The organism is Micromonospora sp. LOL_025 (assembly GCF_048060285.1).
GTDB lineage: Bacteria > Actinomycetota > Actinomycetes > Mycobacteriales > Micromonosporaceae > Micromonospora.
The window spans coordinates 188,762-214,897 of sequence record NZ_JBHMIR010000002.1; the positions used below are offsets into that span (position 1 = coordinate 188,762).

Genomic DNA, 26,136 nt, shown 5'->3' on the forward strand with positions numbered 1-26,136 from the left:
TGATCGTGCCCTTGTCGGTAGATCGACAGGAACCTCCATACAAATAGCGACACATGCGAATTCGGCTCGGACGAGGGAGGATGGACGGGTGCCCGAAGGCGACACCGTCTGGAACACCGCCCGCGTGCTGCACCGCGCCCTGGCCGGCGCGCGCCTGACCGGCAGCGACTTCCGGGTGCCGCAGCTCGCCGCGACCGATCTCGCCGGCTGGACGGTGCGGGAGTCGGCCAGCCGGGGCAAGCACCTGCTGCTGCGCCTCACCGCCCCACCGCACGCCGCGCCACCGCCCGAAGCCCCGAGCGGACCAACCGTCGGCGCGACGCCACCGGGCGGCGCGTCCCCGGCGGAGGGCGGCGGTCCCGCCGGCGACGCGGCACCGGGCGACGACGGCGGGGCGCGCTGGACGCTGCACTCGCACCTGCGGATGGACGGCGCCTGGCGGGCGTACGCGCCGGGGGAACGGTGGACGGCCCGGCCGGCGCACCTGATCCGGGTCGTGCTGCGCAGCGCGCGGGCGGTCGCCGTCGGCTACCACCTGCACGAGCTGGCGCTGGTGCCGACCGCCGAGGAGGAGTCGCTCGTCGGGCACCTCGGCCCCGACCTGCTCGGCGCGGACTGGGATCCGGCGGAGGCGGTACGCCGGTTGGCCGCCCACCCGGACGTCACCATCTCCGAGGCGCTGCTGGACCAGCGCAACCTGGCCGGCGTCGGCAACCTCTACAAGTGCGAGGTGCTCTTCCTGCGTGGCGTCTCGCCGTGGACCCCGGTGCGCGCGGTGCCGGACCTCGCCGGGACCGTCGCGCTGGCGCAGAAGCTGCTCGCGGCGAACCGGGGCCGCTGGACGCAGAGCACCACCGGATCGCTGCACCGGGGGCAAACCAGCTACGTCTACGGCCGGCGCGCCCAGCCCTGCCGTCGGTGCGGCACCGCGATCCGCAAGGAGGAGCTGGGCGAGCGGGTCACCTACTGGTGCCCGGTCTGCCAGCCGGGGCCTCCCGCCGACTGACGCCGCCGGGCCGGCACGCGGCCACCGGCCGGCGTGTCGGGCGGGACACTCCGTCGGCGCGGCGGCGAGTCGCATCCTTGCCACAGATACGGACGATTGGGTACTTCCTAACGTCGCCGTCGAGGTCGCATGCTGCGGTTGACTCCTCACGCATCGTCAGCGACGCGCGACCGCGTCCGCCACGCCGCCGTGGTGGCCGCCGCGCCCGGACACCGGGGAGAGCCATGGAGCTGTTCCGCAGACTCCGGATCCCGTGGGCGGAGCGGGCGACGGCCCGCGCCGACGACGACGCCGACGGGACCGGGGCGGGTCCCGTCCCGGCGGCCCGACGCGCCGCGGAGCCGGTCGTCGCGCCGGCCAGCCTCGACCCGGCCGCCGTCCCGCGCTACTTCGGTCCGGTGCCGAACCACGCCCGCAGCCCGCTGCCGGTCGTCGACGCCGACGGTGGCCTCGTGCCCGGCACCGGCATCCGCAAGTTCGTCGACGCGCTGCCCCGCCCCGGCGCGCCCGGCCGCACCGAGCTGGGCGCCCACCTGCCGGTGGCGGTGCCGGACACCGTCAGCTACCCGGGCTGCGACTACTACGAGATCGGCCTGGAGCAGTACGCGCAGCGGCTGCACCGGGACCTGCCGGCGACCCGGCTGCGCGGCTACCGGCAGCTCAACCTCGGCACGGACGCCCACGGGCACAACACGGTCGTGCCGGCGGGGCGTCCCTGGCACCTCGGCCCGCTCATCCTGGCCCGGCGCGGGCGGCCGGTCCGGGTCAAGTTCATCAACCAGCTGCCCACCGGCCGCTCCGGCGAGCTCTTCCTGCCGGTCGACCCGACCGTCGACGGTGCCGGGGCCGGCCCGCTCGACGGCCCGGCACCCTACCCGCAGAACCGGGCGGTGCTGCGGCTGGCGGGCGCGCACACCGCCTGGACCAGCGCCGGCAACCCCTGGCAGTGGATCTCGCCAGCCGGCGAGATCACCCCCTACCCGACGGGGCCCGGCCTGACCCACGTGCCCGACATGCCGCCGCCCGGCGCGGGCGCCACCACGCTCTACTACCCGAACGAGCAGAGCGGGCGGCTGTGCTGGTTCCACGACAACACCGTCGGCCTGGCCCGGCTCACCATCTACTCCGGGCAGCTCGCGCTCTATCTGCTCACCGACCCGGCCGAGGAACGGCTCGTCGCCGACGAGGTGCTCCCCGCCGACCGGCTGCCGCTGGTGATCGAGGACAAGACCTTCGTGCCGGAGGACACCCAGCTCGCCGGGGAGGACCCGACGTGGGACCGGGACCGCTGGGGCTCCCGGGGCAGCCTCTGGCACCCCCACGTCTACCAGCCCCGACAGAACCCGCACCGGGCCGACGGGACGAACCCGACCGGCCGGTGGGACTACGACCCGTGGTCGCGTACGGGCGACGACGCCGGGCAGCGGGAGCACGGCGGTACGCCGCACCGGGCGGATCCCGTGCCGAACCCGTACCACGACCCCGTCGCCGAACCCGACGAGCCGCCGCTCGCGCCCGGCGTCCCGCACCCCTCGGCGGTGCCGGACGCGTTCGGCGACACCGTGCTGGTCAACGGGACCGCGTACCCGTACCTGGAGGTCGAGCCGAGGACGTACCGGTTCCAGATCCTCAACGCCTGCCTGGACCGCGGCCTGAACCTCCAGCTCTACCGGGCCCGCTCCGACGGCCCGATGTGGGACCCGGCCGGCGGGCTGGCCGACGCCGACGCCGGTGAGGTGCCGATGGTGGAGGCGGTCCGCGCGCCGCACCGGCCGGCCGGCTGGCCGACGGACGGGCGCGAGGGCGGGGTCCCGGACCCGCGCGCCGCCGGCCCGGAGTTCATCCAGGTCGGCAACGAGTGCGGCCTGCTGCCCGCGCCGGTGGTGGTGCCGAACCAGCCGGTCGGCTACCGGTACGACCGGCGCGACCCGACCGTGCTCAACGTCGACGCGCACGCGCTGCTGCTCGCCCCCGGGGAGGCCGCCGACGTGCTGGTGGACTTCTCCACCGTCCCGCCCGGCGGCACGCTGATCCTCTACAACGACTGCCCGGCCCCGCTGCCCGGCTTCGACCCGCGCGCCGACCACCACACCGGCGCCCCGGACCGCAGCGCCGAGGGCGGGGCGCCGCCGACCCGCCCCGGGTACGGGCCGAACACCCGCACCCTGCTCCAGTTCCGGGTCGCCGGCACCCCGGCGCCGCCGTACGACCTGGCGCGGCTGCGCGAGCACCTGCCCGGCGCGTACGCGGCCAGCCAGCGCCCGCCGATCGTGCCGCAGCCGGCGTACGACGCGGCGTTCGGCACCCGGACCGCGCGCGACACGGTGGTCCCGGTGCACGCCGCGACGGTCAGCTTCGTCCCGGCCGGCGCCGCCGCCCCGGTGCTCCTGCCGCTGGAGGTCAAGGCGGTGCAGCAGGTCTTCGAGCCGGACCACGGGCGGCTCGTCGGCCGGCTCGGCGTCGGGCACCCGCACGCCGGGCCGCTCTCCCCCAGCGTCCTGCCACTCGGGCCGACCGACCCGGCCACCGAGGTGCTGCACGTCGGCGACCCGGCCGTCGCCGTGGGCGGGCCCGCCGACGGCACCCAGCTCTGGCGCATCCGCGGCAACAGCCGGCAGACCCAACCGGTCAGGTTCACCGGCTGCGACGTGCAGCTGATCGGCCGGGTCGGCTGGGACGGCGCCACCCGGCCGCCGCACCCGGCGGAGCGGGGCTGGAAGCAGGTCGTCCGGGTCAACCCGCGCGAGGACGTGATCGTCGCGCTGCGGCCGGTCGCGCCGCCCCTGCCGTTCAAGATCGGCGACAGCGTACGGCTGCTCGACCCGGTCCGGCCGGCGGGCACCCGGATCGACTCGACCCCGGTCAGCCCGGTGGACGGCCGGCCCGCGGTGGTGGTTAACCAGCTCGTCAACCTCGGTTGGGAGTACCACTGGCACAGCCAGCTCGGCGGCCACCGGGACCAGGGCATGATCCGGCCGCTGGTGCTGCGGGTGTCGCCCCGGGCACCGACCGGGCTGACCGCGACGCCCGCCCCGGGCTCGGCCACCGCGCTGCCCGCGATAGCGCTGACCTGGACGGGCAACGGCAGTCGCCCGCCGGCCACCAGCCACCTGCTCCAGCGGGCCACCGACGCCGCCTTCACCGAGGGGCTCACGGCGATCACCGTGGCGGCCACGGCGACCCGCCACACCGACGCCACGGTCACCCCCGGGGTGACCTACCACTACCGGATCCGGGCGGAGAACGCGGTGAGCTGCTCCACGTGGTCCAACAGCGTGCCGGCCTCGGTGCACCTCGCCGCGCCGGCCGGGCTGACCGCGGCGATCCCGCCGGCCGCGCCGCTGCGGATCGCGCTGCGCTGGGCCAACCGCTCCTTCGCCACCGGGATCGACGTGCAGCGGGCCACCAACCCGACGTTCAGCAGCGGGCCGGGCACCACCGCGATCGGGGTCGGCGACAACCATCTCGACGCCGCCGTCGCGCCGGACACCACGTACTACTACCGGGTGCGGACCACCTATCTCGGCGCCGCGTCGGCCTGGTCGACGGTGGCCCGGGCGACCACCCCGCCGGCGCCGGGCCCGCCCACGGGGGTGACCGCCACCGCGACGGCACCCGGGCCGGACACGGCGACGGTGATCCTCGCCTGGGCGGCGAGCACCCCGGCCGCACCGGGCGCGGGGTTCATCGTGCAACGGGCGCTGGATCCGGCGTTCGGCCGGGAGGTGGCGACCTTCACCGTCACCGGCCGGGGCTTCACCAACACCGGCCTGGCGCGCGGCGTCACCTACCACTACCGGATCCGGTCGTTCAACGTCGTCGGCAGCTCCCCGTTCACCGGCCCGATCCCGATAACGACGCCGCCGTGACCGGGGCCGCGCCGATCATGCAGTTGTGGTGGGGTGCGAAACGCCCGAACGGGTGCCGTGCCGGCACCACAACTGCATGATCGATCCGGTCGTGAGGCGGGGCGGGCGGGGCGGGGTGGCGTCAGGGGGTGCGGAGGGGGGCGCCGACGCCGCGCAGCTCGGTCAGGGCCGTGGCGACGCCGTGCAGCAGGTCGGTCGCCTCGGTGAGCCGGGAGGCGGCCGGGTGGGCGGTGTCGGGGTGAGCGTCCCCGGCCACGTAGCCGGCGGCGGCCACGACGAGCCGCTCGTACGCGGTGACGCCCTGCTCAAGCTGCTCGGTGAGGGCCCGGTGCGCCTCGGCCAGCGGCGGCCGGGCCTCGGCCGGGGCGAGCCGCAGCGTGCGCTCGACGCTGGCCACCCGGTCGGCGAGGTCCCGCAGCGACCGGTCGGCCTCGGCGGCCTCCAGCACGGCCGGCGAGGCGAGCCCCGTGAGCCGGTTGGTCATCCCGGCGAGGGTCAGGGCGGCCCGGTCCAGCCGGGCCCACGGCTCGGCGGCGCTGGTGCCGCGCAGCGCCACCCGGGAGCGCACCCGGCGGACCTCGGCCAGTACGCCGGGGCCGACGGGGAGCCGCTCCACGGCGGCGACCAGCCTCGCGCGGGACCGCGCGGCGGCCTCGGCCGGGTCGAGCGCCGGCGGTGCCGGCCGGGCGGCCAGCGCCCGCAGGTCGATCCAGCGCCAGGCGGCGAGCACCACCGCGCCGCCTGCACCGGCAGCCCAGGCCGCGTCGGGCAGCCCCAGCCCGGCGTACGGGGTCAGCACGGCGGCGGCGCCGCCCAGGCCGCCGGCCGTGACGCTCCACCGGCGCGCGGACCGCCGCAACCGGCTCAGGCGCCGGAAGTACCGCGTGCGCTCGTCTGCCACCTCTGCCTCCTCGCCCCGGCCGCTCAGCCGGCGGCGGTGGTGTCTCCGGTGCCGCGCTCCCGGCCCATGCTGGCCCGGAGCTCGTTCAGCCGGGCGGCGGCCGCCGGGTCGGCGGCCGGCGCGGCGGGCTGGGCCTGCTCCGCACCCTGTCGTTCCTGCTTGCCGCCGAGCTGCTCGCCGGCCATGCTCGACCGGATCTGCTCCAGGCGGGACGAGCCGGCCGAGTCGAGGGTCGACTTCTGGATCTCCAGCATGCGGCCCTCGACGGAGTTTCCGGCCAGCTCGGCGCGGCCCATCGCCGTGGCGTACCGCTGCTCGATGCGGTCGCGCACCTCGTCGAGCGAGGGGGTGTTGGCGGGAGCGGTCAGGGAGGACATCGACTCCAGCGACCGGGCCACGCTCTCCTGCATCTTGGCCTGCTCCAGCTGGCTGAGCAGCTTGGTGCGCTCGGCGAGCTTCTGCTGGAGGATCATCGAGTTGTTCTCGACCGCCCGACGGGCCTGGGCGGCGGCGGCGAGCGCCTGGTCGTGCAGGGTCTTCAGGTCTTCCGTGGCCTGCTCGGCCGAGACCAGCTGGGTCGCCAGGACCTGTGCGGACTGCTCGTAGCGGCCGGCCTCGGCCTCGTCGCCCCGGGCGCGGGCCTGGTCGGCGAGGACCAGGGCCTGCCGGGCGTTGGCCTGCAACCGCTCGACCTCGGACATCTGACGGGACAGCTTCATCTCCAGCTGCCGCTGGTTGCCGATCACGGCGGCGGCCTGCTGGACCAGCGCCTGGTGCTGGCGCTGGGCCTCCTCGATGGCCTGCTGGATCTGCACCTTCGGATCGGCGTGCTCGTCGATCCTGGCGCCGAAGAGCGCCATCAGGTACTTCCACCCCTTGACGAACGGGTTCGCCATCTTTGCGTTGTCCCCTCAGTAGCGTCGCTCCGCCTCGACCGCGCCGGGTGCTCCCGGCCGGCTCCGGCGCGGCAGTGGCTCCATCGTCCCAGCCGGACGCCACCGGGGCATCCGTACCGGCGAGCGAAGCGAGCGCCGACGCCGTCCGCGATCAAGGGTACGCGGCGCCGTCGAGGCCGACCACGTGGCGCGAGAGGGGGTGGATCAGGCGGCGCAGACCACGTCGCGCTCGCTGCCCCGGACGCGGGAGCTGCGCAGGGTGGCCTTGAGCGGGGAGTCCTGGCGGACCTGGACGGCGACCGTGCCGTCGGAGCTGACCTGGTGGACGCCCCGACCCGAACTCCTGCGCACGGCGACGGGCGCGGTCGGCTCGTCCTGCACCGGCACCAGCACGCCGGGCATCTGCTCGGCGAGGGCGACGGTGTCGCTGACCTCACGCAGCAGCTCGGACAGGCGTGCGCCGAGGGCGTCGCAGATCGCGGCCAGCAGCTCGCTGGAGGGCTCCTTCTGACCGCGCTCGATCTCGGACAGGTAGCCGAGGCTGACGTTGGCGGCGGAGGAGACCTCGCGCAGGGTGCGGTGCTGCCCCTGCCGGCGCGCCCGCAGTGCGTCACCGATCACACGGCGTAGCAGGACCATTCGCACCTCCCCCTGAGGGACACCACTCGTCCACGCGGCCCGTCCGGCGCGTCGAGCCGGACCGGTCGTCGGAGCCTTCCCGCAACCGTACCCGTTGCCGGCCCCCACGACATCCCACCCCGTCCCTCGGATCGCGGGGAGGGCGTCAACGGCGCCCCGCGCCAGCCGCGTCGGCCCGCCCGTCGTCGGCCCCGGCCGCCGGGGGGTCGGCCTCCTCCGCCCCGGCCGCGTCGGTCTCGTGGATCCGCGCGGCGAGCAGCCGCAGCGCCTCGACGACCACGGCGGAGCGGATGTGGTCGCGACCGCCGTCCAGGTCGAGCTGCCGGACGTGGGTGCCGGACGGCCCGGCCACGGCGACGTAGACCAGCCCGACGGGCTTGCCGTCCTGCGGTTCCGGGCCGGCCACCCCGGTGGTGGCGAGGCCCCAGTCGGCACCGCAGCGGCGCCGCCCACCCTCCGCGAGGGCCACCGCCACGTCCGGGTCGACCGGCCCCCGGTCGGCCAGCAGATCCTCCGGCACGCCGGCGAGCTGCGACTTGAGCTCGGTGGCGTAGACCACCAGGCCACCCCGGTAGATCCCGCTCACCCCGGCGATCTCCACGATCGAGGCGGCCAGCAGGCCGCCCGTCAGCGACTCGACGGTGGCAAGGGTCTCGTGCCGTTCCGAGAGGCTGTGCACCACGCCGGCCGCCGGACTCCCGACCGGCCGCGCTCCGTCAGCGTCACTGTCCATGTCCCGGATCCTTTCCCCGCCCCGCCGGCCCTACTCATCCTTCCCGACCGGCCCGACGGACGGGCGGCGGGTCAGGCGGCGGGACGGCGCAGCCGGAGGGCCTGGGCGACGTAGTCGAAGCCGGTGATCACCGTGACGCCGACCGCGGCGGCCATGATCCACGGGCCGACGGCGGCGAGCGCGTCCGGCATCGGCCACAGGTACCAGGTGATGGCCAGGATCTGAAGCGCAGTCTTGATCTTGCCGCCCCGGCTGGCCGCGATCACGCCGTGCCGGATCACCCAGAAGCGCAGCGCGGTGATGCCCAGCTCGCGGACGAGGATCACGGCGGTCACCCACCAGGGCAGCTGGCCGTACCAGGAGAGCAGCAGCAGCGCCGCCCCGGTGAGGGCCTTGTCCGCGATCGGGTCGGCGACCTTGCCCACCGAGGTGACCAGGGCGAACCGGCGGGCGATCCAACCGTCGACCAGGTCGGTCGCGGAGGCGACGGCGAAGATCAGACAGGCGACCATCCGCCAGCCGGCGTGGCTCATCGCCGAGGCGACCACGGACGCCGCGAAGACCGGCACCAGGACCAGCCGCAGCGCGGTGAGCGCGTTGGCCGCGTTCAGCACGGGCACGCCGGCCACCACCGGCGCGGGAGTCGAGTCCGTCGCCCCGGTCACCGCCGCACCCCGCTCCGGCCTCCGTGGCGCACCTGACACCCCACCACGTGGCTCCCCCGCTCCGTCCGGGCCCGCCGTCACCGTGTTGCGCCGGGCGCAGCCGAGATCATCTCATCCGGGACCGCGACGAGGTCCACCCCTTCGGTGCCCGTGACCGTCGCCCGCACCAGGTCGCCGGGGCGCAGCGCGGCCAGGTCCACCCCGCCGCCGGACGGGGCGACGAGGGTGGTCGAGCCGTCGACCTCCGGGGCCTGGTGGGCCGCCCGGCCCTCGACCACGCCGTCGTCGACCGAGTCGACGAGCACCTCGACCGTGGAGCCCAGGCGTTCCTCGGCGCGCTGCGAGCACAGCTCGTCGGCGAGCGCGCTGAGCTTGTCGTAGCGACGCTTGACCGTGGCGGCGGAGACCTTGCCGGGCAGCCCGGCGGCCTCGGTGCCGTCCTCGTCGCTGTAGTCGAACACCCCGATCGCGTCGAGCCGGGCCTCGGTCAGGAACCGGACCAGCTCCTGGTAGTCGCCGCGGGTCTCGCCGGGGAAGCCGACGATGAAGTTGCTCCGCGCGCCCGCGGCCGGGGCCAGCGCGCGGGCGCTCGCCAGCAGTTCCAGGAACCGCTCGGTGGAGCCGAAGCGGCGCATCCGGCGCAGCACCGGCTCGCTGGAGTGCTGGAACGACAGGTCGAAGTAGGGCGCCACGCCGGGCGTGGTGGCGATCGCCTCGACCAGGCCGGGCCGGGTCTCGGCCGGCTGGAGGTAGCTCGCCCGCACCCGGACGATGCCGTCGATCGCGGCGAGCTGGGGCAGCAGCTTCTCCAGCGCCCGGGGGTCGCCCAGGTCCTTGCCGTAGGAGGTGGAGTTCTCGCTGACCAGCACCAGCTCGCGTACGCCGGTCTTGGCCAGCCACTCCGCCTCGGCGAGCAGCTCGTCCGGCGTACGGGAGACGAAGGCGCCGCGGAAGGCGGGGATGGCGCAGAACGCGCAGCGCCGGTCGCAGCCGCTGGCCAGCTTGAGCGAGGCGGCCGGGCCGGTGTCGAGCCGGTGGCGCAGCACCTGGCGCAGGTGGGCCGGGGTGTGCTCGTCGGTCTCGGTGACGCCCCGCACCGGGGTGCCGTGGCCGGGCAGTGACACCCCGCTGTCCCGCCGGGAGACGGGGGTGAGGGGCAGCAGCTCGCGCCGGTCGCGCGGGGTGTGCGCGCCGATCCGCTCGCCGGCCACCACCGCGTCCAGCCGGGCGGCGATGTCCGGGTAGTCGTCGAAGCTCAGCACCGCCTGCGCCTCGGGGAGGCTGTCGGCCAGCTCGCGGCCGTACCGCTCGGCCATGCAGCCGGCGGCGACCACCTTGGCGCCGGTGTCGGCGGCGGCCAGCAGGGTCTGGATGGAGTCCTGCTTCGCCTTCTCCACGAAGCCGCACGTGTTGACGACCACCACGTCGGCGCCCTCGCCGTCGGTGGTGACCTGCCAGCCGTCGGCGTGCAGCCGGGCGGCCAGCTCCTCCGAGTCGACCTCGTTGCGGGCACAGCCCAGGGTCAGCAGGGCGACACGGCGGCCGTCGGTCGGGGAAGGGGAGGTGGCAGACACCATCCGAGGGTACCGGGCGGGCGCGCGGCGGCCGTCAACGGCGGGCCGCCCGCACCGGCCGCCGCGCACTCCCCGCCGCCCGACCGGCTCAGACCGCCGCCGCGCCGACCCCGACCAGCCGGTCGAGCAGGAAGACCTCCGTGCCGGCCAGGCCGGTCGAGCAGAAGACCGAGACCTGGTCCGCGCCGATCCGGCCGGCGACGGCGCCGGCCAGCACCGCGCCCAGGTCGCGCAACCGTCCGGCGTACGCGGGCAGCGTCGCCAGCATCGGCGGGTCGTACGCGGCCGCCTGCGCCGGCGAGTCGGTGACCAGCAGGTCGGCGGCGTCCAGCAGGTCGGTGCCGAACTCGTGCCGGTCGACCTGCTTGAAGCCGACCGTGTTGACGTGGGTGCCGGGGGCCAGGTCGGCGGCGTCGAGCACGGGGCCGACGGCGGTGGTGGCGAGCACCACGACGTCGCGGTCGCGGACGGCGGCCCGCGCCGAGTCCACCGCCCGCGCCGGCACGCCCAGCTCGGCGCGGACCCGGGCGGCGAACGCCTCCCGCCGGGCGGCGGAGCGGCTGTGCACGGTGACCTCGCGCAGCGGGCGGACGGCGGCGGCGGCCCAGACCTGGGTCCACGCCTGCCCGCCGGAGCCGATCACGCCCAGGGTGGCGGCGTCCGGCCGGGCCAGGGCGTCCACGGCGACCCCGCCGAGCCCGCCGGTACGCCGGGAGCCCAGTTCCTCCCCGACCGCCACCGCCCGGACCGCCCCGGTACGCCCGTCGTGCAGCACGACCACCTGCTCGCTCTCCGGGTGCCCGAACGTGTCGTACGAGCGGTAGCCGTACCACTCGCCGGTGAGGTGGCCGGCGGTGAGCACCATCCGTCCCCCGCCCAGCGGCGCGGCGGCTCGGGGCGGGGCCACCAGGCGGCCGGCGTACGCGGCGAGCAGGGCGTCCCGCATCGCGGCGACCGTGGTGGGGGCGTCCAGCGCGGCGGCGACCTCGGGATCGGAGAAGAGCAGCGGCATATCCCGATACTGCAAGTTGAAGCGAGGTTCACGTCAACCCGTGGTGGCCCGGCTCACCCCGGGCACCGCCCGGCCGGTGCTACCGTCGGTCGTGGCGGCCCGAGGTCGCCCCGGACGAGTGGTGGGCGTACCCGGTCAGGCCAAGACGCCCCGCGTGTGTGTACCGAGCCCACTCTTCCCGGCCCGATGGTCCGGGCGCCTACGCAGAGGTGATCTTCCATGGCCTGGATCGTTCTGGTGATCTCCGGACTTCTCGAGACCGCGTGGGCTATCGCCCTCGACCGCAGCGCCGGCTTCACCCGGCTCGTCCCGTCGCTGGTCTTCGTGGTGACCCTGGTGCTCAGCATGGCCGGCCTGGCGTACGCGCTGCGCGAGATCCCGGTCGGCACCGGCTACGTCGTCTGGGTCGGCATCGGGGCGGTCGGCACCGCCCTGGTCGGGATGCTCGCGCTGAACGAGCCGGCCAGCCTGCCCCGGATCGCCTGCCTGCTGCTGGTGGTCGCCGGCGTCGTCGGCCTGAAGGTCTTCCACTGACCGGCGTCCCCGGCCGAGGCGTGACGGAAGACCACAGTGGGTAGAGCAGTGCCTGGCACCGGAAAGGCTCTCACCCACGGAGGCAGACAATGGCCAACATGCACTCGACCGCCCGCCCGCGCACCAACGCCGCCCGCATCTGCACGATCCTGGGCTTCGTGTTCGCGGTCCTCGCGCTCCTGCTCAACCCGCTCGTCTTCGGCGTGATCGGGCTGGTCCTGGGCATCGTCGGCGCCGTGCTCGGCGACAAGCCGCTCGGCTGGTACGCCGCCGCCGCCAACGTGGCCGCCATCGTCATCAGCCTGCTGATCATCAACGCGCTCGTCAACAACTGACCCACAGCTCCCCCCGGGCGAAGACCGGGCCCGCCGGCGTGCCGGCGGGCCCGTCGCCTGTGCGCCCTGTCGGGCGGCTGCCCGGCTCGGCCCCGCCGGTGACGACCGGAAACGCCCCTGCCCGTCAGCGCCCGGCCGGGCCTAGTCCCCGCCGCCGCGCAGGCCGACCAGGACCTCCTCCAGCTCGTCCGGCTTGACCAGCACGTCACGGGCCTTGGACCCCTCCGACGGGCCGACCACGCCCCGGGTCTCCATGAGGTCCATCAGCCGCCCCGCCTTGGCGAAGCCGACCCGCAGCTTGCGCTGGAGCATCGAGGTCGAGCCGAACTGCGAGGTGACCACCAGCTCGACCGCCTGCACCAGCAGGTCGAGGTCGTCGCCGATCTCCTCGTCGATCTTCTTCTTGCCGGTGTCCGGCGCGGCGAGCACGTCCGGGCGGAACTCCGGCTCGCGCTGGTCCTTGCAGAACTTCACCACGTCGGCGATCTCGCGCTCGGTCACCCAGGCGCCCTGGATCCGGATCGGCTTGGAGGCGCCCATCGGCAGGAACAGGCCGTCGCCGCGACCCAGCAGCTTCTCCGCGCCCGGCTGGTCGAGGATGACCCGCGAGTCGGCCAGCGAGGAGGTGGCGAACGCCAGGCGCGACGGCACGTTGGCCTTGATCAGGCCGGTGACCACGTCGACCGACGGGCGCTGGGTGGCCAGCACCAGGTGGATGCCGGCCGCGCGGGCGAGCTGGGTGATCCGGACGACCGAGTCCTCCACGTCGCGCGGGGCGACCATCATCAGGTCGGCCAGCTCGTCCACGATCACCAGCAGGTACGGGTACGGGCGCATCTCCCGCTCGCTGCCCGGCGGCGCCTTGATCTCGCCGTTGCGCACCTTGCGGTTGAAGTCGTCGATGTGCCGGACCCCGTTGGCGGCGAGGTCGTCGTAGCGCATGTCCATCTCGCGGACGACCCACTCCAGCGAGTCGGCCGCCTTCTTGGCGTTGGTCACGATCGGGGTGACCAGGTGCGGGATGCCCTCGTAGCCCGTCATCTCGACCCGCTTGGGGTCGATCAGCAGCAGCCGCACCTCGTCCGGGGTGGCCCGGGTGAGGATGGACACCAGCAGCGAGTTCAGGCAGGACGACTTGCCCGCGCCGGTCGCGCCGGCGATCAGGATGTGCGGCATCTTGGCGAGGTTGGCCACCACGTAGCCGCCCTCGATGTCCTTGCCGAGCGCCACCACCATCGGATGGTGGTCGCTGGAGGCGGCCCGCGACCGCAGCACGTCGCCGAGCGCCACGTTCTCCGGGTCGGTGTTCGGGATCTCCACCCCGACCGCGCTCTTGCCCGGGATCGGGCTGAGGATCCGCACGTCCGGCGACTTCACGGCGTACGCGATGTTGCGGGAGAGCTGGGTGATCCGCTCGACCTTGACGCCCGGGCCCAGCTCCACCTCGTAGCGGGTGACGGTCGGGCCGCGGGTGAACCCGGTGACGGCCGCGTCCACGCCGAACTGGTCGAAGACGCCGGTGAGCGCGACGATCACCTCGTCGTTGGCCTTGCTCCGGGACTTCGGGGCCGCGCCGCTGCCGAGGATGTTCGCCGGCGGCAGCGTGTAGTCGCCCGCCAGCCCGGTCAGCGCGAGCTGCTCGGCCCGCGTCGGAGCGGGCGAGTGCTCCGGCGGCTCCGCCGGCTTGCGGCTGGCCGGCACCTTGCCCGGGGGCTTGCGGGGCAGCACCAGCGTGTCCTGGAGGTCCACCCCGTCGAGGTCGTCGTCGAACTCCCCCGGGTCCGGCGGCGGCGGGGCCGCCCGCTTCGCCGGGCGCTTGCGGGGCGCCGGCCTGGCGGGCGCCTCGTCCGTCTCCTCCACGACCGGCGGGGCGATCCGGGTGCCGAACAGCAGGCCGAGCCGCTCCGGGACCTTGTTGATCGGGGTCGCCGTGACCACCAGCAGACCGAAGACCAGCAGCAGGATCAGCAGCGGCACGGCCACCCAGGCGGTGACCGCCCGCTCCATCAGGCTGCCGACGCCGGCGCCGACCAGGCCGCCGGCGAAGTCGCGCTGGCCCGCGTCGGCCGGGTCCTGTCCGATGTGCAGCATCGCGGCGGTGGCGACCAGCATCGAGGTCCAGCCGACCAGGCCCCGGCCGCGGTGCTCGGGATCGACGGGCTCGCGCATCAGTCGCCAGGCGCCGATCATCAGCAGCACCGGCACCACGACCGAGATCGCCCCGAGGAAGAGCCGGAAGGTGTCGGCCAGCCGGGCGCCGACCGGGCCGGCGCCGGAGAACCAGAGGGCCACCGCGCTGAGCAGGGCGAGGCCGAAGACCAGCAGGCCCGCGCCGTCCCGGCGCTGTTCCGGGTCGAGCCCCCGGGCGGAGCCTGCCTGCCGGAACGCCCAGCCGACGCCGTGCGCCATCCCCATCCACAGTGCGCGGACCGCCTGCCCGACGATCGGACCAGGGCCCGGCCGGGCCGCCGGCCGCCGCCGGGGCGCCGCCCGGCCGGCCTTCTTCGCCGGCTGACGGGCACGACTGTTCGTGGTGCCACGCGGCGACGCGCCGCGCCGCCGGCTCGCCTGAGAGGTACGGCCCGCCATAGCATCAACCTAATGGCGTGACCCGGCAGATCGCCGCCTTTCCGGGTCGTGTCCGCGTGTCGCAGCGCGGGCCCCGCCGCGTCACGTGATATCTGCCTCAGAAGGGTTGCCCCCATGGCGTCGCCGGAGACCGAGGACGGCCGGGACGGCCCGCTGGCCGGGCACCCGGGGGCGCTGGAACCACTGACCGGCGAGCTGATCGCCGCCGTGCTGGCCAGCCGGGGCTACCACGTCCAGGCCGACGCCGACGGCGACCTGGTCGGCCGCTGGGACGACAGCCTGATCTGGTTCCTGCGCCCCGGCGCCGACGGGGAGTTGCTCCAGGTCCGCACCCTGACCGCGCCGGCCTTCCCCATCGAGTACGTGCCGGCGCTGCACGCCTTCTGCAACGCGTGGAACCACGACCGGCTCTGGCCGAAGGCGTTCGTGCACGTCGAGGACGACGGGCGGGCCCGGATCTGCGGCGAGGTCATCACCGACCTGGAGCGCGGCGTCACCGCCCACCAGCTCGACCAGTTGCTCGACTGCGGCATCGCCACCGGCTGCCAGCTCGCCACCGAGGTGGCCCGGCTGCCCGGCGGGGTGGTGGCGTGACGGGTCAGGGCGGGGGCCTGGCCGGCCGCGGCCTCGACCCGTTCGGGCTGCCCGGCTGGTGGAGCGGGCTGCGGCGCGGGGGCCGGCAGCCCGACCCCGCGCTGGCCGGCGCGCTCGCCGACGCCCGCGACACCCCCGACGGCGAGGCCCGCAGCACGGAGCTGGAGCGGATCGCCGCGCACGCCGACGCCACGGGCGACGACCGGACGGCGCTGGCGGCCCGGTTCGCGCTGATCGAGGCGTACCTCCTGCACGGGCAGCGGTGGCGGCTGGTCGAGCCGGTGCGCCGCTGCCTCGCCACCACCCAGCGCCGCCCCGACCTGCTGACCGGAGACCAGGCCGAGCTGCTGCGGCGCTACCGGCGGTACGCGGTCGAGGCCCTGCTCGGCTCGCCCCGGGTCGGGCTGGACCAGGCCCGGTCCATGCTGGACGACCTCGCCGCGCGCGCCGACGACGACCCGGCGGTGGTCGCCGAGCTGCGCTGCCGCATCGCCGACCACCTCGGCGACGAGCCCACCGCCCGGCGATGGTACGACCGCTGGTCGACGGCCGGTCCGGGACCGGTCGGCGGCTGCCCGGACTGCGCGTCGGCCCGGCGGGCGGAACTGCTCGCCGGCTGGGGCGACCACCGGGCCGCGCTGGCCGCTCTGCGGGACTCCCCGCCCGGCGGCGTCGACTGCACCGAGCAGCCGGAGCGGACGCCGGTCGCCGGGCTGCTGTCCTGGCTGCGGGCCGGCGAGCCGGAGCGGGCGGCCGAGGCGCACGTCCGGGCCTACCGGCGACACCGGCGGGAGCGGGCCGCCTTCGGGTTCCTCGCGACGCACCTGCGGTGGTGTGCGCTGGCCGGGCACCCCGCCCGGGGCCTCGACGTCCTCGCCGAGCAGTTGCCCCGGCTGGACCGGCCGCACGACGACCTGTCCGCGATGGAGTTCGCCGCCGCCGGGGCGCTGGTCTGCGCCCTCGCCGTGGAGGCGGGGCTCGGCGGGCGGACGCTGCACCGCCCGGCGTACGGGGTGCGCCCGGCCGCCGAGCTCGACGTGGCCACGCTCGGCGCCACCCTGCTCGGGGTGGCCACCGCGCTGGCCGGCAGCTTCGACGCCCGCAACGGCACCGGCCACCAGTCCGGCCGGATCGCGTCCTGGTTGGCCGAACGGCCGGCCGCCGCGCCGGTACCCCTGCCGCCCGACGAAGACCCGGACGACGGCGCCGACGACCCGCCCCACGAGGAGCCGCCGGACGGGGAACCGCGCCCGCTGAGCCTGGCGATGATCACCGCCGAGCTGGACCGGCGCGGGGACCGGTACGCCGTCGACGACCGTGGCGCCGTGACGGGCCGGTGGGGCGAGGCGCTGATCCAGTTCCGGCGCGCCGGCGAGCGCGGCGAGATCCTCCAGGCCCGGTCCGTGGCGAACCGCCGGCTGCCGGCCGACCGGCTCGCGGAGGCGTACGCCTTCTGCAACGCCTGGAACCACGACCGGCTGCTGCCGAAGGCGTACGTGCACGAGCGGGAGGGCGAGCTGCTGCTGGCCGGGCACGTCGCCACCGACCTGGCGCACGGGGTGGCCCCGGCCCAGCTCACGGTGCTGCTCGACGCGGCCGTGGAGACCGGCGTCGCGTACGCCCAGGCGGTGGCCGCCCTGCCCTGACCGGGGCGGGCGGCGGCCCACCGGTGAGGTCCGAAACCCGCCGGACCGGCCGGCGCACGGGTCCGCCCGGACGCGGCGACGCCCGCCGGCACACGGGGTGCGGGCGGGCGTCGCGGCGGCGCGGGGTCAGACCTCGACGACGGTGGGAACGATCATGGGCCGACGCCGGTACGCGTCGTTCACCCACCGTCCCACGGTGCGCCGGACGATCTGCTGGAGCTGGTGCGGATCGGTGATGCCGTCGGAGGCCGCCCGGTTCAGGGCCTCGGTGACCAGCGGGATCACCGGGCTGAACGCCTCCGGGTCCTCCGAGAAGCCCTTCGCCGACAGGGTCGGGCCGCCCACCACCTTGCCGGTCACCGAGTCGACCACCACGGTGGTGGCGATGAACCCGCCGTCGCCGAGGATCCGGCGCTCGGTGAGCAGCGACTCGCTCACGTCGCCGACGGCGAGGCCGTCGACGTAGACGTAGCGGCTCTTCACGTGCCCGACCAGGTTGGCCCGGCCCTCGACGAGGTCGACGACGTCGCCGTCCTCGCAGAGCACCACCCGGTCGGGGGCGACGCCGGACTCGATGCCGAGCCGGGCGTGCGCGCGCAGGTGCCGCCACTCGCCGTGCACCGGCATCAGGTTGCTGGGCCGCACCACGTTGAGCAGGTAGAGCAGCTCGCCGGCGGGCGCGTGACCGGAGACGTGCACCTTGGCCACGTCCTTGTGCACCACCACGGCACCGGCCCGGGCCAGCCGGTTGATCACCCGGTAGACCGAGGTCTCGTTGCCGGGCACCAGCGACGAGGCGAGCACCACGGTGTCGCCGGGGGCAATGGTGATGTGCCGGTGGTCGCCGCTGGCCATCCGGCCCAGGGCGCTCATCGGTTCGCCCTGCGAGCCGGTGGACATCAGCACGATCTGCTCGGGCGGCATGTTCGTCGCCTCTTCCAGCCCGACGACCAGGCCGGACGGGATGTTGAGCAGCCCCAGGTCGCGGGCGATGCCCATGTTGCGGACCATGGACCGGCCGATGAGGGCGACCTTGCGGCCGTGCTCGGCGGCGGAGTCGAACACCTGCTGCACCCGGTGCACGTGCGAGGCGAACGACGCGACGATGATCCGCCCCTTGGCCTTCGCGAAGATCGAGTCGAGCACCGGCCCGATCTCCCGCTCGGGGGTGACGAAGCCGGGGATCTCCGCGTTGGTGGAGTCCGAGAGCAGCAGGTCCACGCCCTCGGCGCCGAGCCGGGCGAACCCGGCCAGGTCGGTGATCCGGCCGTCCAGCGGAAGCTGGTCCATCTTGAAGTCGCCGGTGTGCAGCACCAGGCCGGCCGGCGTGCGAATGGCCACCGCGAGCGCGTCGGGGATCGAGTGGTTGACCGCGAAGAACTCGCACTCGAACGGGCCGAGCCGCTCCCGGCCGCCCTCCCGCACGGTCAGCGTGTAGGGCTGGATCCGTCGCTCGGCGAGCTTCGCCTCGACCAGGGCGAGGGTGAACTGGGAGCCGACCAGCGGGATGTCGGGCTTGTGCGCGAGCAGGTACGGCACCGCGCCGATGTGGTCCTCGTGGCCGTGGGTCAGCACGATCGCCTGGACGTCGTCGAGCCGGTCCAGGATCGGACCGAAGTCGGGCAGGATCAGATCGACCCCGGGCTGCTCCACGTCGGGGAAGAGGACCCCGCAGTCGACCACCAGCAGCTTGCCGTCGTACTCGAAGACGGTCATGTTGCGACCGATGGCGCCGAGCCCGCCGAGCGGAATGATCCGCAGCCCACCCTCCGGCAGTGGCGGGGGCAGTTCCGTCTCGAAGTGCGCCTCGGTCACGCGTCCACCTCATTCTGCGACGCCGTCACTCGGCGTCCGTCGTGTCGTTCGGTCATTCGGAAAGTTCCACGCCCGCCGCCGCGCTGTCGGCGCGGAGCTGGGCGATCTCGTCGTCGGTCGCGTCGACCAGCGGCGAACGCACCGGCCCGGCGGGCAGCCCGGCAGCCGCCAGGCCCGCCTTCACCAGGATCACGCCCTGGGTACGGAAGATGCCGGTGAACAGCGGCAGCAGCCGCCGGTGCAGGCTCAGCGCGGTGGCGGTGTCCCCCGCGTCGTACGCCTCGATCAACTGCTTGGTGAGCGCGCCGGTGAAGTGGGTCGAGGTGCCGACCACGCCCACGCCGCCCACGGCCAGCGAGGGCAGGGTGAGCGAGTCCTCGCCGCTGTAGAAGGCGAGGCTCGTCCGGCTGGTGACCCAGCTCGTGGCGGTCAGGTCGCCCTTGGCGTCCTTCACCGCGACGATCCGGGCGTGTTCGGCCAGGCGCACCATCGTCTCGGTGTCGATCGGCACCCCCGCCCGGTGCGGGATGTCGTAGAGCATCACCGGCAGCCCGGTGGCGTCCGCGACGGCGGTGAAGTGCCGCAGCAGGCCGCTCTGTGGCGGCTTGTTGTAGTAGGGGGTGACCACGAGCAGGCCGTGCGCGCCCGCCTTCTCGGCGGCCGCGGAGAGCTCGATGGTGTGCCGGGTGTCGTTGGTGCCGACCCCGGCCACGACCTTGGCGCGGTCACCGACGGCCTCCACCACGGCCCGGATCAGCTGTTCCTTCTCGGCCTCGCTGGTGGTCGGCGACTCGCCGGTGGTGCCGTTGACCACCAGCGCGTCGTTGCCCTGCTCGTCGACCAGGTGGCTGGCGAGCCGCGCGGCGCCGTCGAGGTCGAGCGAGCCGTCGGCGGTGAACGGGGTCACCATGGCCGTGAGCACTCGCCCGAAGGGACGGGACACCGCCCGGGCGGGCGTGTCAGGGTGGTCGTGCGTCATGCCACCAACCTAGCGGACGGCCACCGGCGCCCCGCCGGGGAAGCCCTCAGGACTCACTCGGCGTGCGGGCTCGCCGCGACCTCGGTGCCGTCGGGCAGGGCCGAGATGACGAAGTCGGCGAAGACGTTCGGGGCGACACCCTGGAGCTGCCGCAGGCACTCCACCGCCAGCTCGCGGATCTCCACGTCGGCGTGCTCCGTCGCGCGCATGGCGATGAAGTGCCGCCAGGCCCGGTAGTTGCCGGTGACCACGATGCGCGTCTCGGTGGCGTTGGGCAGCACCGCGCGGGCCGCCTGGCGGGCCTGCTTGCGCCGCAGCGTGGCGTTCTCCACGTCGGCGAAGCGCCGTTCCAACCCCTCCAGCAGCTCGTTGTAGGCCCGCACGCTCGCCTCGGCGGCCTCCACGAACTTCTTGTGCAGCTCCGGGTCGTCGGCGATCACCGAGGGCTCGACCATGGCGGCGTCGCGCTCCGGCACGTACCGCTGGGAGAGCTGGGAGTACGAGAAGTGCCGGTGCCGGATCAGCTCGTGGGTGAAGGAGCGGGACACCCCGCTGAAGTAGAAGCTGACCGAGCCGTGCTCCAGCACGCTCAGGTGGCCGACCTCCAGGATGTGCGCGAGATAGCCGGCGTTGGTGGCGGTGGCCGGGTTCGGCTTCTTCCAGCTCTGGTAGCAGGCCCGGCCGGCGAACTCCGCGAGGGCCTGGCCGCCCTCGGCGTCGGTCGACCACGGCACGTCGTCGGGTGCCTCGAAGTGGGTCCACGCGACGAGCTTGACCTGGGGCTGCACCATCTCCGGCATTCCTGGGACTGTAGTGGCCCGGCGGTCGCGGGGGAAAGTTGGGCCCACGGGCCGAACGGGTCGTTGAGCTGCGAATTGTGGACAGGCGCCGGTTCACCTGATCGGCAGGTGTCCAAGATCTCGGCGCACCCCGCCACCGGCCACCCGCGCCCACCGGCCACCCGTCACCCCGCCCGCTGGCATCCCCGCTGCGCCGCTCGGGCGTGCGACCCCGGCCGGGACCTGTCCCACGCCCCAGCTGGCATCCCCGCTGCGCCGCTCGGGCGTGCGACCCCGGCCGGGACCTGTCCCACGCCCCTGTCGAGCTGCCCCACGCATGAGGGCAACCACGGTCGAGCGGTTCCCGGACCGGCGCGCCACCCGGCCGGTCCGGGAGATGGGCAGCTCGACAGCGCCGGAGCCGACACCCCCGCCCGGTTCACGGTCCCACAGACGGGGCAGCTCGACAGCGTCGGGACTGGGAACCGCGCGGTCCACGGTCCTACAACAAACGGGGCAGTCGACGACGGCAGAGCCGGCAACCTCCATGCGGTCCGCGGTCGCTCGACGCGGTGCTCAGGCCGGCTCGTTCGGATGCGGCGGCCGGGCCGGGTCGCGGGCGGGCGGGCGGAAGGGTCAGACGTAGAGGGACGTGAACGGCGCCCAGGGGAGGTTGCGCACGATCGTGAAGGCCAGCCAGGCGGCCAGGAAGACGCCGATCACCCGGGAGCTGATCCGCAGCTCGGGCAGGCGCCAGCCGAACGCCTGCCGGCCCGCCCAGGCGACGAAGAGGTAGGCGAGGAAGGGCAGCGCGAAGACGAAGAGGAAGTGGTGCCGGGCGGCGGCCGGCAGGTCGGCGTGCAGCACGTACCAGAGCGCGCGGGTGCCACCGCAGCCCGGGCAGTCCAGCCCCGTGGTGAGCTTGAGCAGGCAGGTCGGCGCGGCGTCGGGCGCCGAGCGGGTCGGATCGCTGATCAGCGCGTAGCCGATGCCGGCGGCGACGCAGCCGAGCGCGGCCAGAGGCACCGCCCAGCGCGGGGAACGCTCGTAGAGGCGGACGACGAAGCGGGTGAGCCGGTCCGGCTCGGCGACGGGGTAGGCCGCCACCCCCGGGTGGGGCGGCGCCTGGCCCGTGGGCCATTCGCCGGCCGGTGCGGCCGGACCCGCCTGGGGCGGGGCGTCGAGCCCACCCGTCTGCGGATGCGGCGGGGAGGCCGGTCCGTCAACGCTCGTCACGTGGCTCACCGTACACCGGCCACGCCCGCCAGCGCGGCGGCCAGCGGGACGGCCAGGTCGCCGGCGGCGGGCGGGGCCACCGCGTCCAGGCCCAGCCAACCGGCGAGGCGGTGCAGCTCGGCGGCGAGCGCCAGCGCGGTCTCGCCCGGGTCGACGCCCGGCTCGCCCCAGGCGGCCGGCACCAGCAGCACGCCGGCCTTGCGATCGGCCTTCAGGTCGACCCGGGCGGTGAACCGCTCCCCCTGCAGGAACGGCAGCACGTAGTAGCCGTGCACCCGCTGCGGCGCCGGCACGTAGATCTCGATGCGGTAGCTGAAGTCGAAGAGCCGCTCGGCGCGGGCCCGCTCCCAGACCACCGGGTCGAACGGGCTGACCAGGGTGTTGCCGCGCACCCAGCGGGGCAGCCGCGCCCCGGCGTGCAGCCAGGCGGGCCGCCGCCAGCCCTGCACGGCGACCGGCAGCAGCTCGCCCGCCTCGACCAGTTCGGCGATGGCCTGCCGGGCCCCGGCCACCGGCAGCCGGAAGTAGTCGCGCAGCTCCGGCTCGGCGGCCACTCCGAGCGACCGCGCGGCGATGCCCACCAGCGTGCGGTGGGCATCGGCGTCGGTCGGCGTCGGCGCGTCGAGCACGGCGGCCGGCAGCACCCGCTCCGGCAGGTCGTAGCGGCGGGCGAACGACGTCGTGCGGTCGGCGGCCGTCACCTCCCCCGCCCAGAACAGGAACTCCAGCGCCCGCTTGACCGCCGACCAGTTCCACCCCCAACTGCCGGTCTCACGGGGCGCGTCGTGCTCGATCTCGGCGGCCGTGAGCGGCCCCCGGGCGGCCACCTCGTCGCGGACCCAGGCCACCAGGCCGGGCTGCTCCTGGGCGATGCGCCGCATCCCGCCCCAGGCCTCCGAGCGGGCCCGGGCCATCCGCCAGCGCAACACGGGGTGCAGCCCGACGGGCACCAGCGACGCCTCGTGCCCCCAGTATTCGAACAGCTCCCGGGGGCGGCGGTAGGCGGCGGCGTCGAGCAGCGAGGTGGGGTAGGGCCCGAGGCGGCTGTAGAGCGGCAGGTAGTGCGCCCGTTGCAGCACGTTGACCGAGTCCATCTGGATCAGCCCGACCCGGTCGAGCACCCGGCGCAGGTGACGCCGGGTGGGCGCGCCGGTGGGCGCGGGGTCGGCGAAGCCCTGGGCGGCGAGCGCCACCCGGCGTGCCTGGGCGAGCGAGAGCGATTCCGGTGCGGCCATCGTCGGGCACCCTAATCCACCGGTACGACACCGGTGCGGACACTGGACCGATCACCCGCCGGGGCATAGAACGGACGCATGCTCACGATCCGCCGCGAGGAGCCCGACGACGCCGAGGCCGTCGCCCGGGTGCACATCCACGGCTGGCAGGCCGGCTACGCCGGGATCATGCCCGAGGAGGTGCTGCGGCGGCTCAACGTCACGGCGTGGGCGCAGCGCCGCCGGGACCTCGGCACCGCCGACCCGGAGCACCCGTTCACCACCCTGCTCGCGGAGGTCGACGGGACGCTGGCCGGGTTCACCACGTTCGGCCCGTACCGCAACAACCAGGACCGTGGCGATCTCGACGCCGCGCACGGCGAGGTGGTGGCGATGTACGTCGAGCCGACCCGCTGGGGCGACGGCACGGCGCGGGCACTGCTGGCCGCGGCGCGGGACGGGCTGGTCGCCCGGGGCTGGTCGGACTACCGGCTCTGGGTCCTGGAGGCCAACCACCGGGCCCGCCGGTTCTACGAGCGGGCCGGGCTGTCACCGGACGGTGAGCGGTCGACCTATCCGGTGCCGCTGGCCGGCGGGTGCCCGCCGGTCGGGCTGGTCGAGCTGCGGTACGCCGGGCGCCTCGGCGGCTGACCCGGCCGGCACCGCCCGACGGCGGTTGCTCCGGCCCGGGTCGCCCCAGCGGCGAACGGGCAGGAACGCCAGCAGCGCCAGGCTGATCCAGACGTAGGTGTTGCTGCCGAGGAAGCCGTCGAGCCCGGTGAAGTCCTTCTCCCAGGCCCAGACGATGCGGCTGATCAGGAAGCCGTACCCGACGATCGCGGCGCCCAGCAGGACGCGGCGCCGGGGGCTGCCGGCGGGCGCGGCCATCCCGTTGTCGACCAGCAGGATGAGCGCGGGCAGCAGCCAGATCAGATGGTGCACCCAGGTGACCGGGCTGACCAGGCACATCACCGCGCCCGTCAGCGCCAGGCCGGTCGCCTCGTCGCTGGCGGCCACGGCGGCGCGGGAGCGCCAGGCCCACAGCGCCAGCGTGGCGAGCACCAGCGCCAGCCAGGCCAGGGTGCTCGGGTGTTCCGGGTTCAGCCGGGCGACCACGCCGCGCAGCGACTGGTTGGAGACGAACGCCAGTTCACCCACCCGGCCGGTGTTCCACAGCGCCTCCGTCCAGAACTCCCGGGAGGCGTCGGGGAAGAGCGCGGCGGCCAGCAGCGTCGTGCCGGCCGCAGCGGCCATCGAGGTGACCGCGGCCCGCCAGCGGCGGGTCACCAGCAGGTAGACGATGAAGATGCCCGGGGTCAGCTTGATCGCGGTGGCCAGGCCGATGCCCACGCCGGCCCAGCGGTTGCCGGCCGGCAGCAGCCGCAGCAGGTCGATCGCGACCAGGAAGAGCAGCAGCATGTTGACCTGGCCGAAGTTGACCGTCTCGCGCATCGGCTCGTACGCGGCGGCCAGGCAGAGCGCCACGGCGAGGGCGAACCAGCGGGTCCAGCCGCAGCGGCGGGAGACCGGGTCGATCAGCCACCAGAACAGCACGGCGGTGACCACCACGCTGGCGGCCACGCTGACCGCGATCGCCGCCCACCACGGCAGGTACGCCATCGGCAGCATGACCAGGGCGGCGAAGGGCGGGTACGTGAAGCCGTACTGGGTGCCGGGCTTGAGGAAGTCGTAGATCTCCCCGCCGTCGTGCACCCACCAGGTCAGCGCGCCGTAGTAGACCTTGAGGTCGAAGAAGCCGTGCCGGACGGCCGCCACGGACAGGAAGGCGGTCACCGCGACGGCGAGCGCGACGACGCCGACGACCTGCTGGATCGTCCGTCGGGGACCCTGCGCCACCATCGCCTCCCTCGCCCTGCGTAGGCTTCCGTCCCATGGCTCTCGGGTACGTCCGCCCGGCGCGTCCGGAAGACGCCGGCGAGATCGCACGCATCCAACTCGCGACCTGGCGGGTCGCCTATCGCCGGATCCTGCCCCGGCACGTGCTCGACAACCTGGACGAGGCGTGGCTCGCCAGGCGGTGGAGCGCGGCCGTGCAGGAGCCGCCCTCCGGCGCCCACCGGGTGCTGGTCGCCGTCGAACAGGCCGAGCAATCCTATCTGGTGGGGTTCGCCGCCTCCGGTCCGGCCGACGCCGAGGCACTCGCCCCGGGTGAGCCGGCGGAGGTCCTCGGGCCGGACGTCGCCGCGGTGACGGACCTGCTGGTGGAGCCGCGCTGGGGTCGGCGGGGGCACGGCAGCCGGCTGCTCGCCGCGACCGTCGACCTGTGGCGTGCCGACGGGTTCACCCGCGCGCTGGCCTGGGCCTTCGACGGCGACGCCGCGACCCGGAAGTTCCTCACCAGCACCGGCTGGGAGCCCGACGGGGCGGCCCGCGCGCTGGACGTGGAGGACATGCTCGTCCCGCAGGTGCGCCTGCACGTGGCGGTGCCCGCGGACGCGGACCCGGCGGACGCGACGCCCGCCGAGGCGACGCTGCCGGACCTGACGCCGGGCGCGCCGTCGCCGACACCGGCGACGCCCGCGGACTGACCGTCCGTGGCGGCGCTCGGGGCCCGGATCGCGACCCGGCCGGGCGTTCCCGGGCCCGGAGCGCACCGACACCGACCCGCGGTTCCCAACCCGCCGGTGCCGGCGTTCCGCCGGACACTGTCGGGGGCGTCGCCTACGGTGACCTCACGGTCGCGGTGGCGGCTTCCACGAGAGGGAGGCAACGGCATGTTCACGGACACGACGGCGTGGAGCAGTTTCTCGGTGGACGACCCCGGCCGGGCCGAGCGGTTCTACGCCGACACGCTCGGCCTGCGGGTGTCGCGGGACGACGCCATGGGCGGCCTGCTGACGCTGCACCTCGCCGGTGGCCGGGACGTGATGGTCTACCCGAAGGCGGACCACACCCCCGCGGCCTACACGGTGCTCAACTTCCCCGTCGACGACGTCGACCGGGCCGTCGACGAGCTGACCGCGCGCGGGGTGCAACTCGCGCGCTACCCCGGGATGCCCCAGGACGACAAGGGCGTCATGCGCGGCAACGGGCCGACCATCGCGTGGTTCACCGACCCGGCCGGCAACATCCTGTCGGTGATCGAGGAGGGCTGACCCC

The 26,136-nt window shown here is 75.0% G+C and carries 22 protein-coding genes, 1 pseudogene and 1 riboswitch; of the genes and pseudogenes, 9 read left to right on the top strand and 14 right to left on the bottom strand.

Features of this window, described 5'->3' with window-relative positions; all coding sequences use genetic code 11:
- Positions 1-88 precede the first annotated feature (88 nt).
- Both ACFHW0_RS03585 and ACFHW0_RS03590 read left to right on the top strand, forming a co-directional pair.
- Positions 89-1,006, top strand: a complete 918-nt coding sequence (locus tag ACFHW0_RS03585) for a zinc finger domain-containing protein (protein ID WP_416605436.1) — start codon at positions 89-91, stop codon at positions 1,004-1,006.
- Between the two features lie 224 nt (positions 1,007-1,230).
- A complete protein-coding gene (locus ACFHW0_RS03590; RefSeq protein ID WP_416605438.1) occupies positions 1,231-4,875 on the top strand; it encodes a hypothetical protein in 3,645 nt (1,214 codons plus the stop codon).
- Positions 4,876-4,996: 121 nt separating this feature from the next.
- Here the strand turns inward: ACFHW0_RS03590 and pspM are convergent, their stop codons facing one another.
- The 7 genes from pspM to ACFHW0_RS03625 all read right to left on the bottom strand — a co-directional run bounded on the left by pspM (position 4,997) and on the right by ACFHW0_RS03625 (position 11,295).
- Positions 4,997-5,776: a phage shock envelope stress response protein PspM gene (gene pspM / locus ACFHW0_RS03595; protein ID WP_416605440.1), complete on the bottom strand. Its 780-nt coding sequence runs from the start codon at positions 5,774-5,776 to the stop codon at positions 4,997-4,999.
- 23 nt (positions 5,777-5,799) lie between these two features.
- Entirely contained in the window at positions 5,800-6,672 is an 873-nt protein-coding gene (locus ACFHW0_RS03600; RefSeq protein ID WP_366638498.1) for a PspA/IM30 family protein, read from the bottom strand.
- A 204-nt stretch (positions 6,673-6,876) separates the two neighbouring features.
- On the bottom strand, positions 6,877-7,311 hold the full coding sequence (locus ACFHW0_RS03605) for a helix-turn-helix domain-containing protein (RefSeq protein WP_416605442.1): 435 nt from the start codon (positions 7,309-7,311) through the stop codon (positions 6,877-6,879).
- Between the two features lie 145 nt (positions 7,312-7,456).
- A complete protein-coding gene (locus tag ACFHW0_RS03610; protein ID WP_416605444.1) occupies positions 7,457-8,044 on the bottom strand; it encodes a CinA family protein in 588 nt (195 codons plus the stop codon).
- Positions 8,045-8,115: 71 nt separating this feature from the next.
- On the bottom strand, positions 8,116-8,709 hold the full coding sequence (pgsA, locus tag ACFHW0_RS03615; protein ID WP_416605445.1) for a CDP-diacylglycerol--glycerol-3-phosphate 3-phosphatidyltransferase: 594 nt from the start codon (positions 8,707-8,709) through the stop codon (positions 8,116-8,118).
- Positions 8,710-8,786: 77 nt separating this feature from the next.
- Complete coding sequence (gene rimO, locus ACFHW0_RS03620) at positions 8,787-10,286, bottom strand: 30S ribosomal protein S12 methylthiotransferase RimO (protein ID WP_416605447.1); 1,500 nt, start codon at positions 10,284-10,286, stop codon at positions 8,787-8,789.
- An 85-nt stretch (positions 10,287-10,371) separates the two neighbouring features.
- Positions 10,372-11,295 carry an ornithine cyclodeaminase family protein gene (locus ACFHW0_RS03625; RefSeq protein WP_416605732.1) on the bottom strand — a complete coding sequence of 308 codons (924 nt, stop codon included), beginning with the start codon at positions 11,293-11,295 and terminating at the stop codon, positions 10,372-10,374.
- 89 nt (positions 11,296-11,384) lie between these two features.
- Positions 11,385-11,450: riboswitch (guanidine-III (ykkC-III) riboswitch) on the top strand.
- Between the two features lie 64 nt (positions 11,451-11,514).
- Between ACFHW0_RS03625 and ACFHW0_RS03630 the strand changes: the two genes are divergently transcribed.
- Positions 11,515-11,829 carry a DMT family transporter gene (locus tag ACFHW0_RS03630; protein ID WP_121396023.1) on the top strand — a complete coding sequence of 105 codons (315 nt, stop codon included), beginning with the start codon at positions 11,515-11,517 and terminating at the stop codon, positions 11,827-11,829.
- An 89-nt stretch (positions 11,830-11,918) separates the two neighbouring features.
- Positions 11,919-12,164: a hypothetical protein gene (locus ACFHW0_RS03635; RefSeq protein ID WP_121396024.1), complete on the top strand. Its 246-nt coding sequence runs from the start codon at positions 11,919-11,921 to the stop codon at positions 12,162-12,164.
- A gap of 141 nt (positions 12,165-12,305) precedes the next feature.
- Here the strand turns inward: ACFHW0_RS03635 and ACFHW0_RS03640 are convergent, their stop codons facing one another.
- On the bottom strand, positions 12,306-14,753 hold the full coding sequence (locus tag ACFHW0_RS03640) for a DNA translocase FtsK 4TM domain-containing protein (protein ID WP_416605448.1): 2,448 nt from the start codon (positions 14,751-14,753) through the stop codon (positions 12,306-12,308).
- Between the two features lie 114 nt (positions 14,754-14,867).
- Between ACFHW0_RS03640 and ACFHW0_RS03645 the strand changes: the two genes are divergently transcribed.
- Complete coding sequence (locus ACFHW0_RS03645) at positions 14,868-15,347, top strand: YbjN domain-containing protein (protein ID WP_416605449.1); 480 nt, start codon at positions 14,868-14,870, stop codon at positions 15,345-15,347.
- Positions 15,344-16,993, top strand: a complete 1,650-nt coding sequence (locus ACFHW0_RS03650; protein WP_416605451.1) for a YbjN domain-containing protein — start codon at positions 15,344-15,346, stop codon at positions 16,991-16,993. The genes ACFHW0_RS03645 and ACFHW0_RS03650 overlap by 4 nt, the downstream gene beginning before the upstream one ends.
- A 126-nt stretch (positions 16,994-17,119) precedes the next feature.
- Here ACFHW0_RS03650 and ACFHW0_RS03655 read toward each other — a convergent pair whose 3' ends face one another.
- The 5 genes from ACFHW0_RS03655 to ACFHW0_RS03675 form a co-directional block, all read right to left on the bottom strand.
- Positions 17,120-18,808 (bottom strand): ribonuclease J, encoded by a 1,689-nt coding sequence (locus ACFHW0_RS03655; RefSeq protein ID WP_416605452.1) that lies wholly within the window; start codon positions 18,806-18,808, stop codon positions 17,120-17,122.
- Positions 18,809-18,860: 52 nt separating this feature from the next.
- A complete protein-coding gene (dapA, locus tag ACFHW0_RS03660) occupies positions 18,861-19,787 on the bottom strand; it encodes a 4-hydroxy-tetrahydrodipicolinate synthase (protein ID WP_416605453.1) in 927 nt (308 codons plus the stop codon).
- Between the two features lie 53 nt (positions 19,788-19,840).
- A complete protein-coding gene (gene thyX / locus ACFHW0_RS03665) occupies positions 19,841-20,578 on the bottom strand; it encodes an FAD-dependent thymidylate synthase (RefSeq protein WP_121396030.1) in 738 nt (245 codons plus the stop codon).
- A 624-nt stretch (positions 20,579-21,202) separates the two neighbouring features.
- A complete protein-coding gene (locus ACFHW0_RS03670; RefSeq protein ID WP_416605454.1) occupies positions 21,203-21,811 on the bottom strand; it encodes a DUF2752 domain-containing protein in 609 nt (202 codons plus the stop codon).
- Positions 21,808-23,037 (bottom strand): winged helix-turn-helix domain-containing protein, encoded by a 1,230-nt coding sequence (locus tag ACFHW0_RS03675; RefSeq protein WP_416605455.1) that lies wholly within the window; start codon positions 23,035-23,037, stop codon positions 21,808-21,810. Before ACFHW0_RS03675 ends, ACFHW0_RS03670 begins: the two co-directional genes overlap by 4 nt.
- A gap of 78 nt (positions 23,038-23,115) precedes the next feature.
- Between ACFHW0_RS03675 and ACFHW0_RS03680 the strand changes: the two genes are divergently transcribed.
- Positions 23,116-23,667, top strand: coding sequence for a GNAT family N-acetyltransferase (locus ACFHW0_RS03680; RefSeq protein WP_416605457.1), 552 nt, complete (start codon positions 23,116-23,118; stop codon positions 23,665-23,667).
- Here ACFHW0_RS03680 and ACFHW0_RS03685 read toward each other — a convergent pair.
- Positions 23,566-24,873, bottom strand: a complete 1,308-nt coding sequence (locus tag ACFHW0_RS03685) for a glycosyltransferase 87 family protein (protein ID WP_416605458.1) — start codon at positions 24,871-24,873, stop codon at positions 23,566-23,568. The two genes, ACFHW0_RS03680 and ACFHW0_RS03685, sit on opposite strands and share 102 nt — an antisense overlap.
- Positions 24,874-24,908: 35 nt before the next feature.
- Here ACFHW0_RS03685 and ACFHW0_RS03690 point away from each other — a divergent pair.
- Positions 24,909-25,496: pseudogene (locus ACFHW0_RS03690) on the top strand (GNAT family N-acetyltransferase); the annotation flags it as partial.
- Positions 25,497-25,751: 255 nt separating this feature from the next.
- Positions 25,752-26,132, top strand: coding sequence for a VOC family protein (locus ACFHW0_RS03695; RefSeq protein ID WP_416605459.1), 381 nt, complete (start codon positions 25,752-25,754; stop codon positions 26,130-26,132).
- The last annotated feature ends 4 nt before the right edge of the window (positions 26,133-26,136 follow it).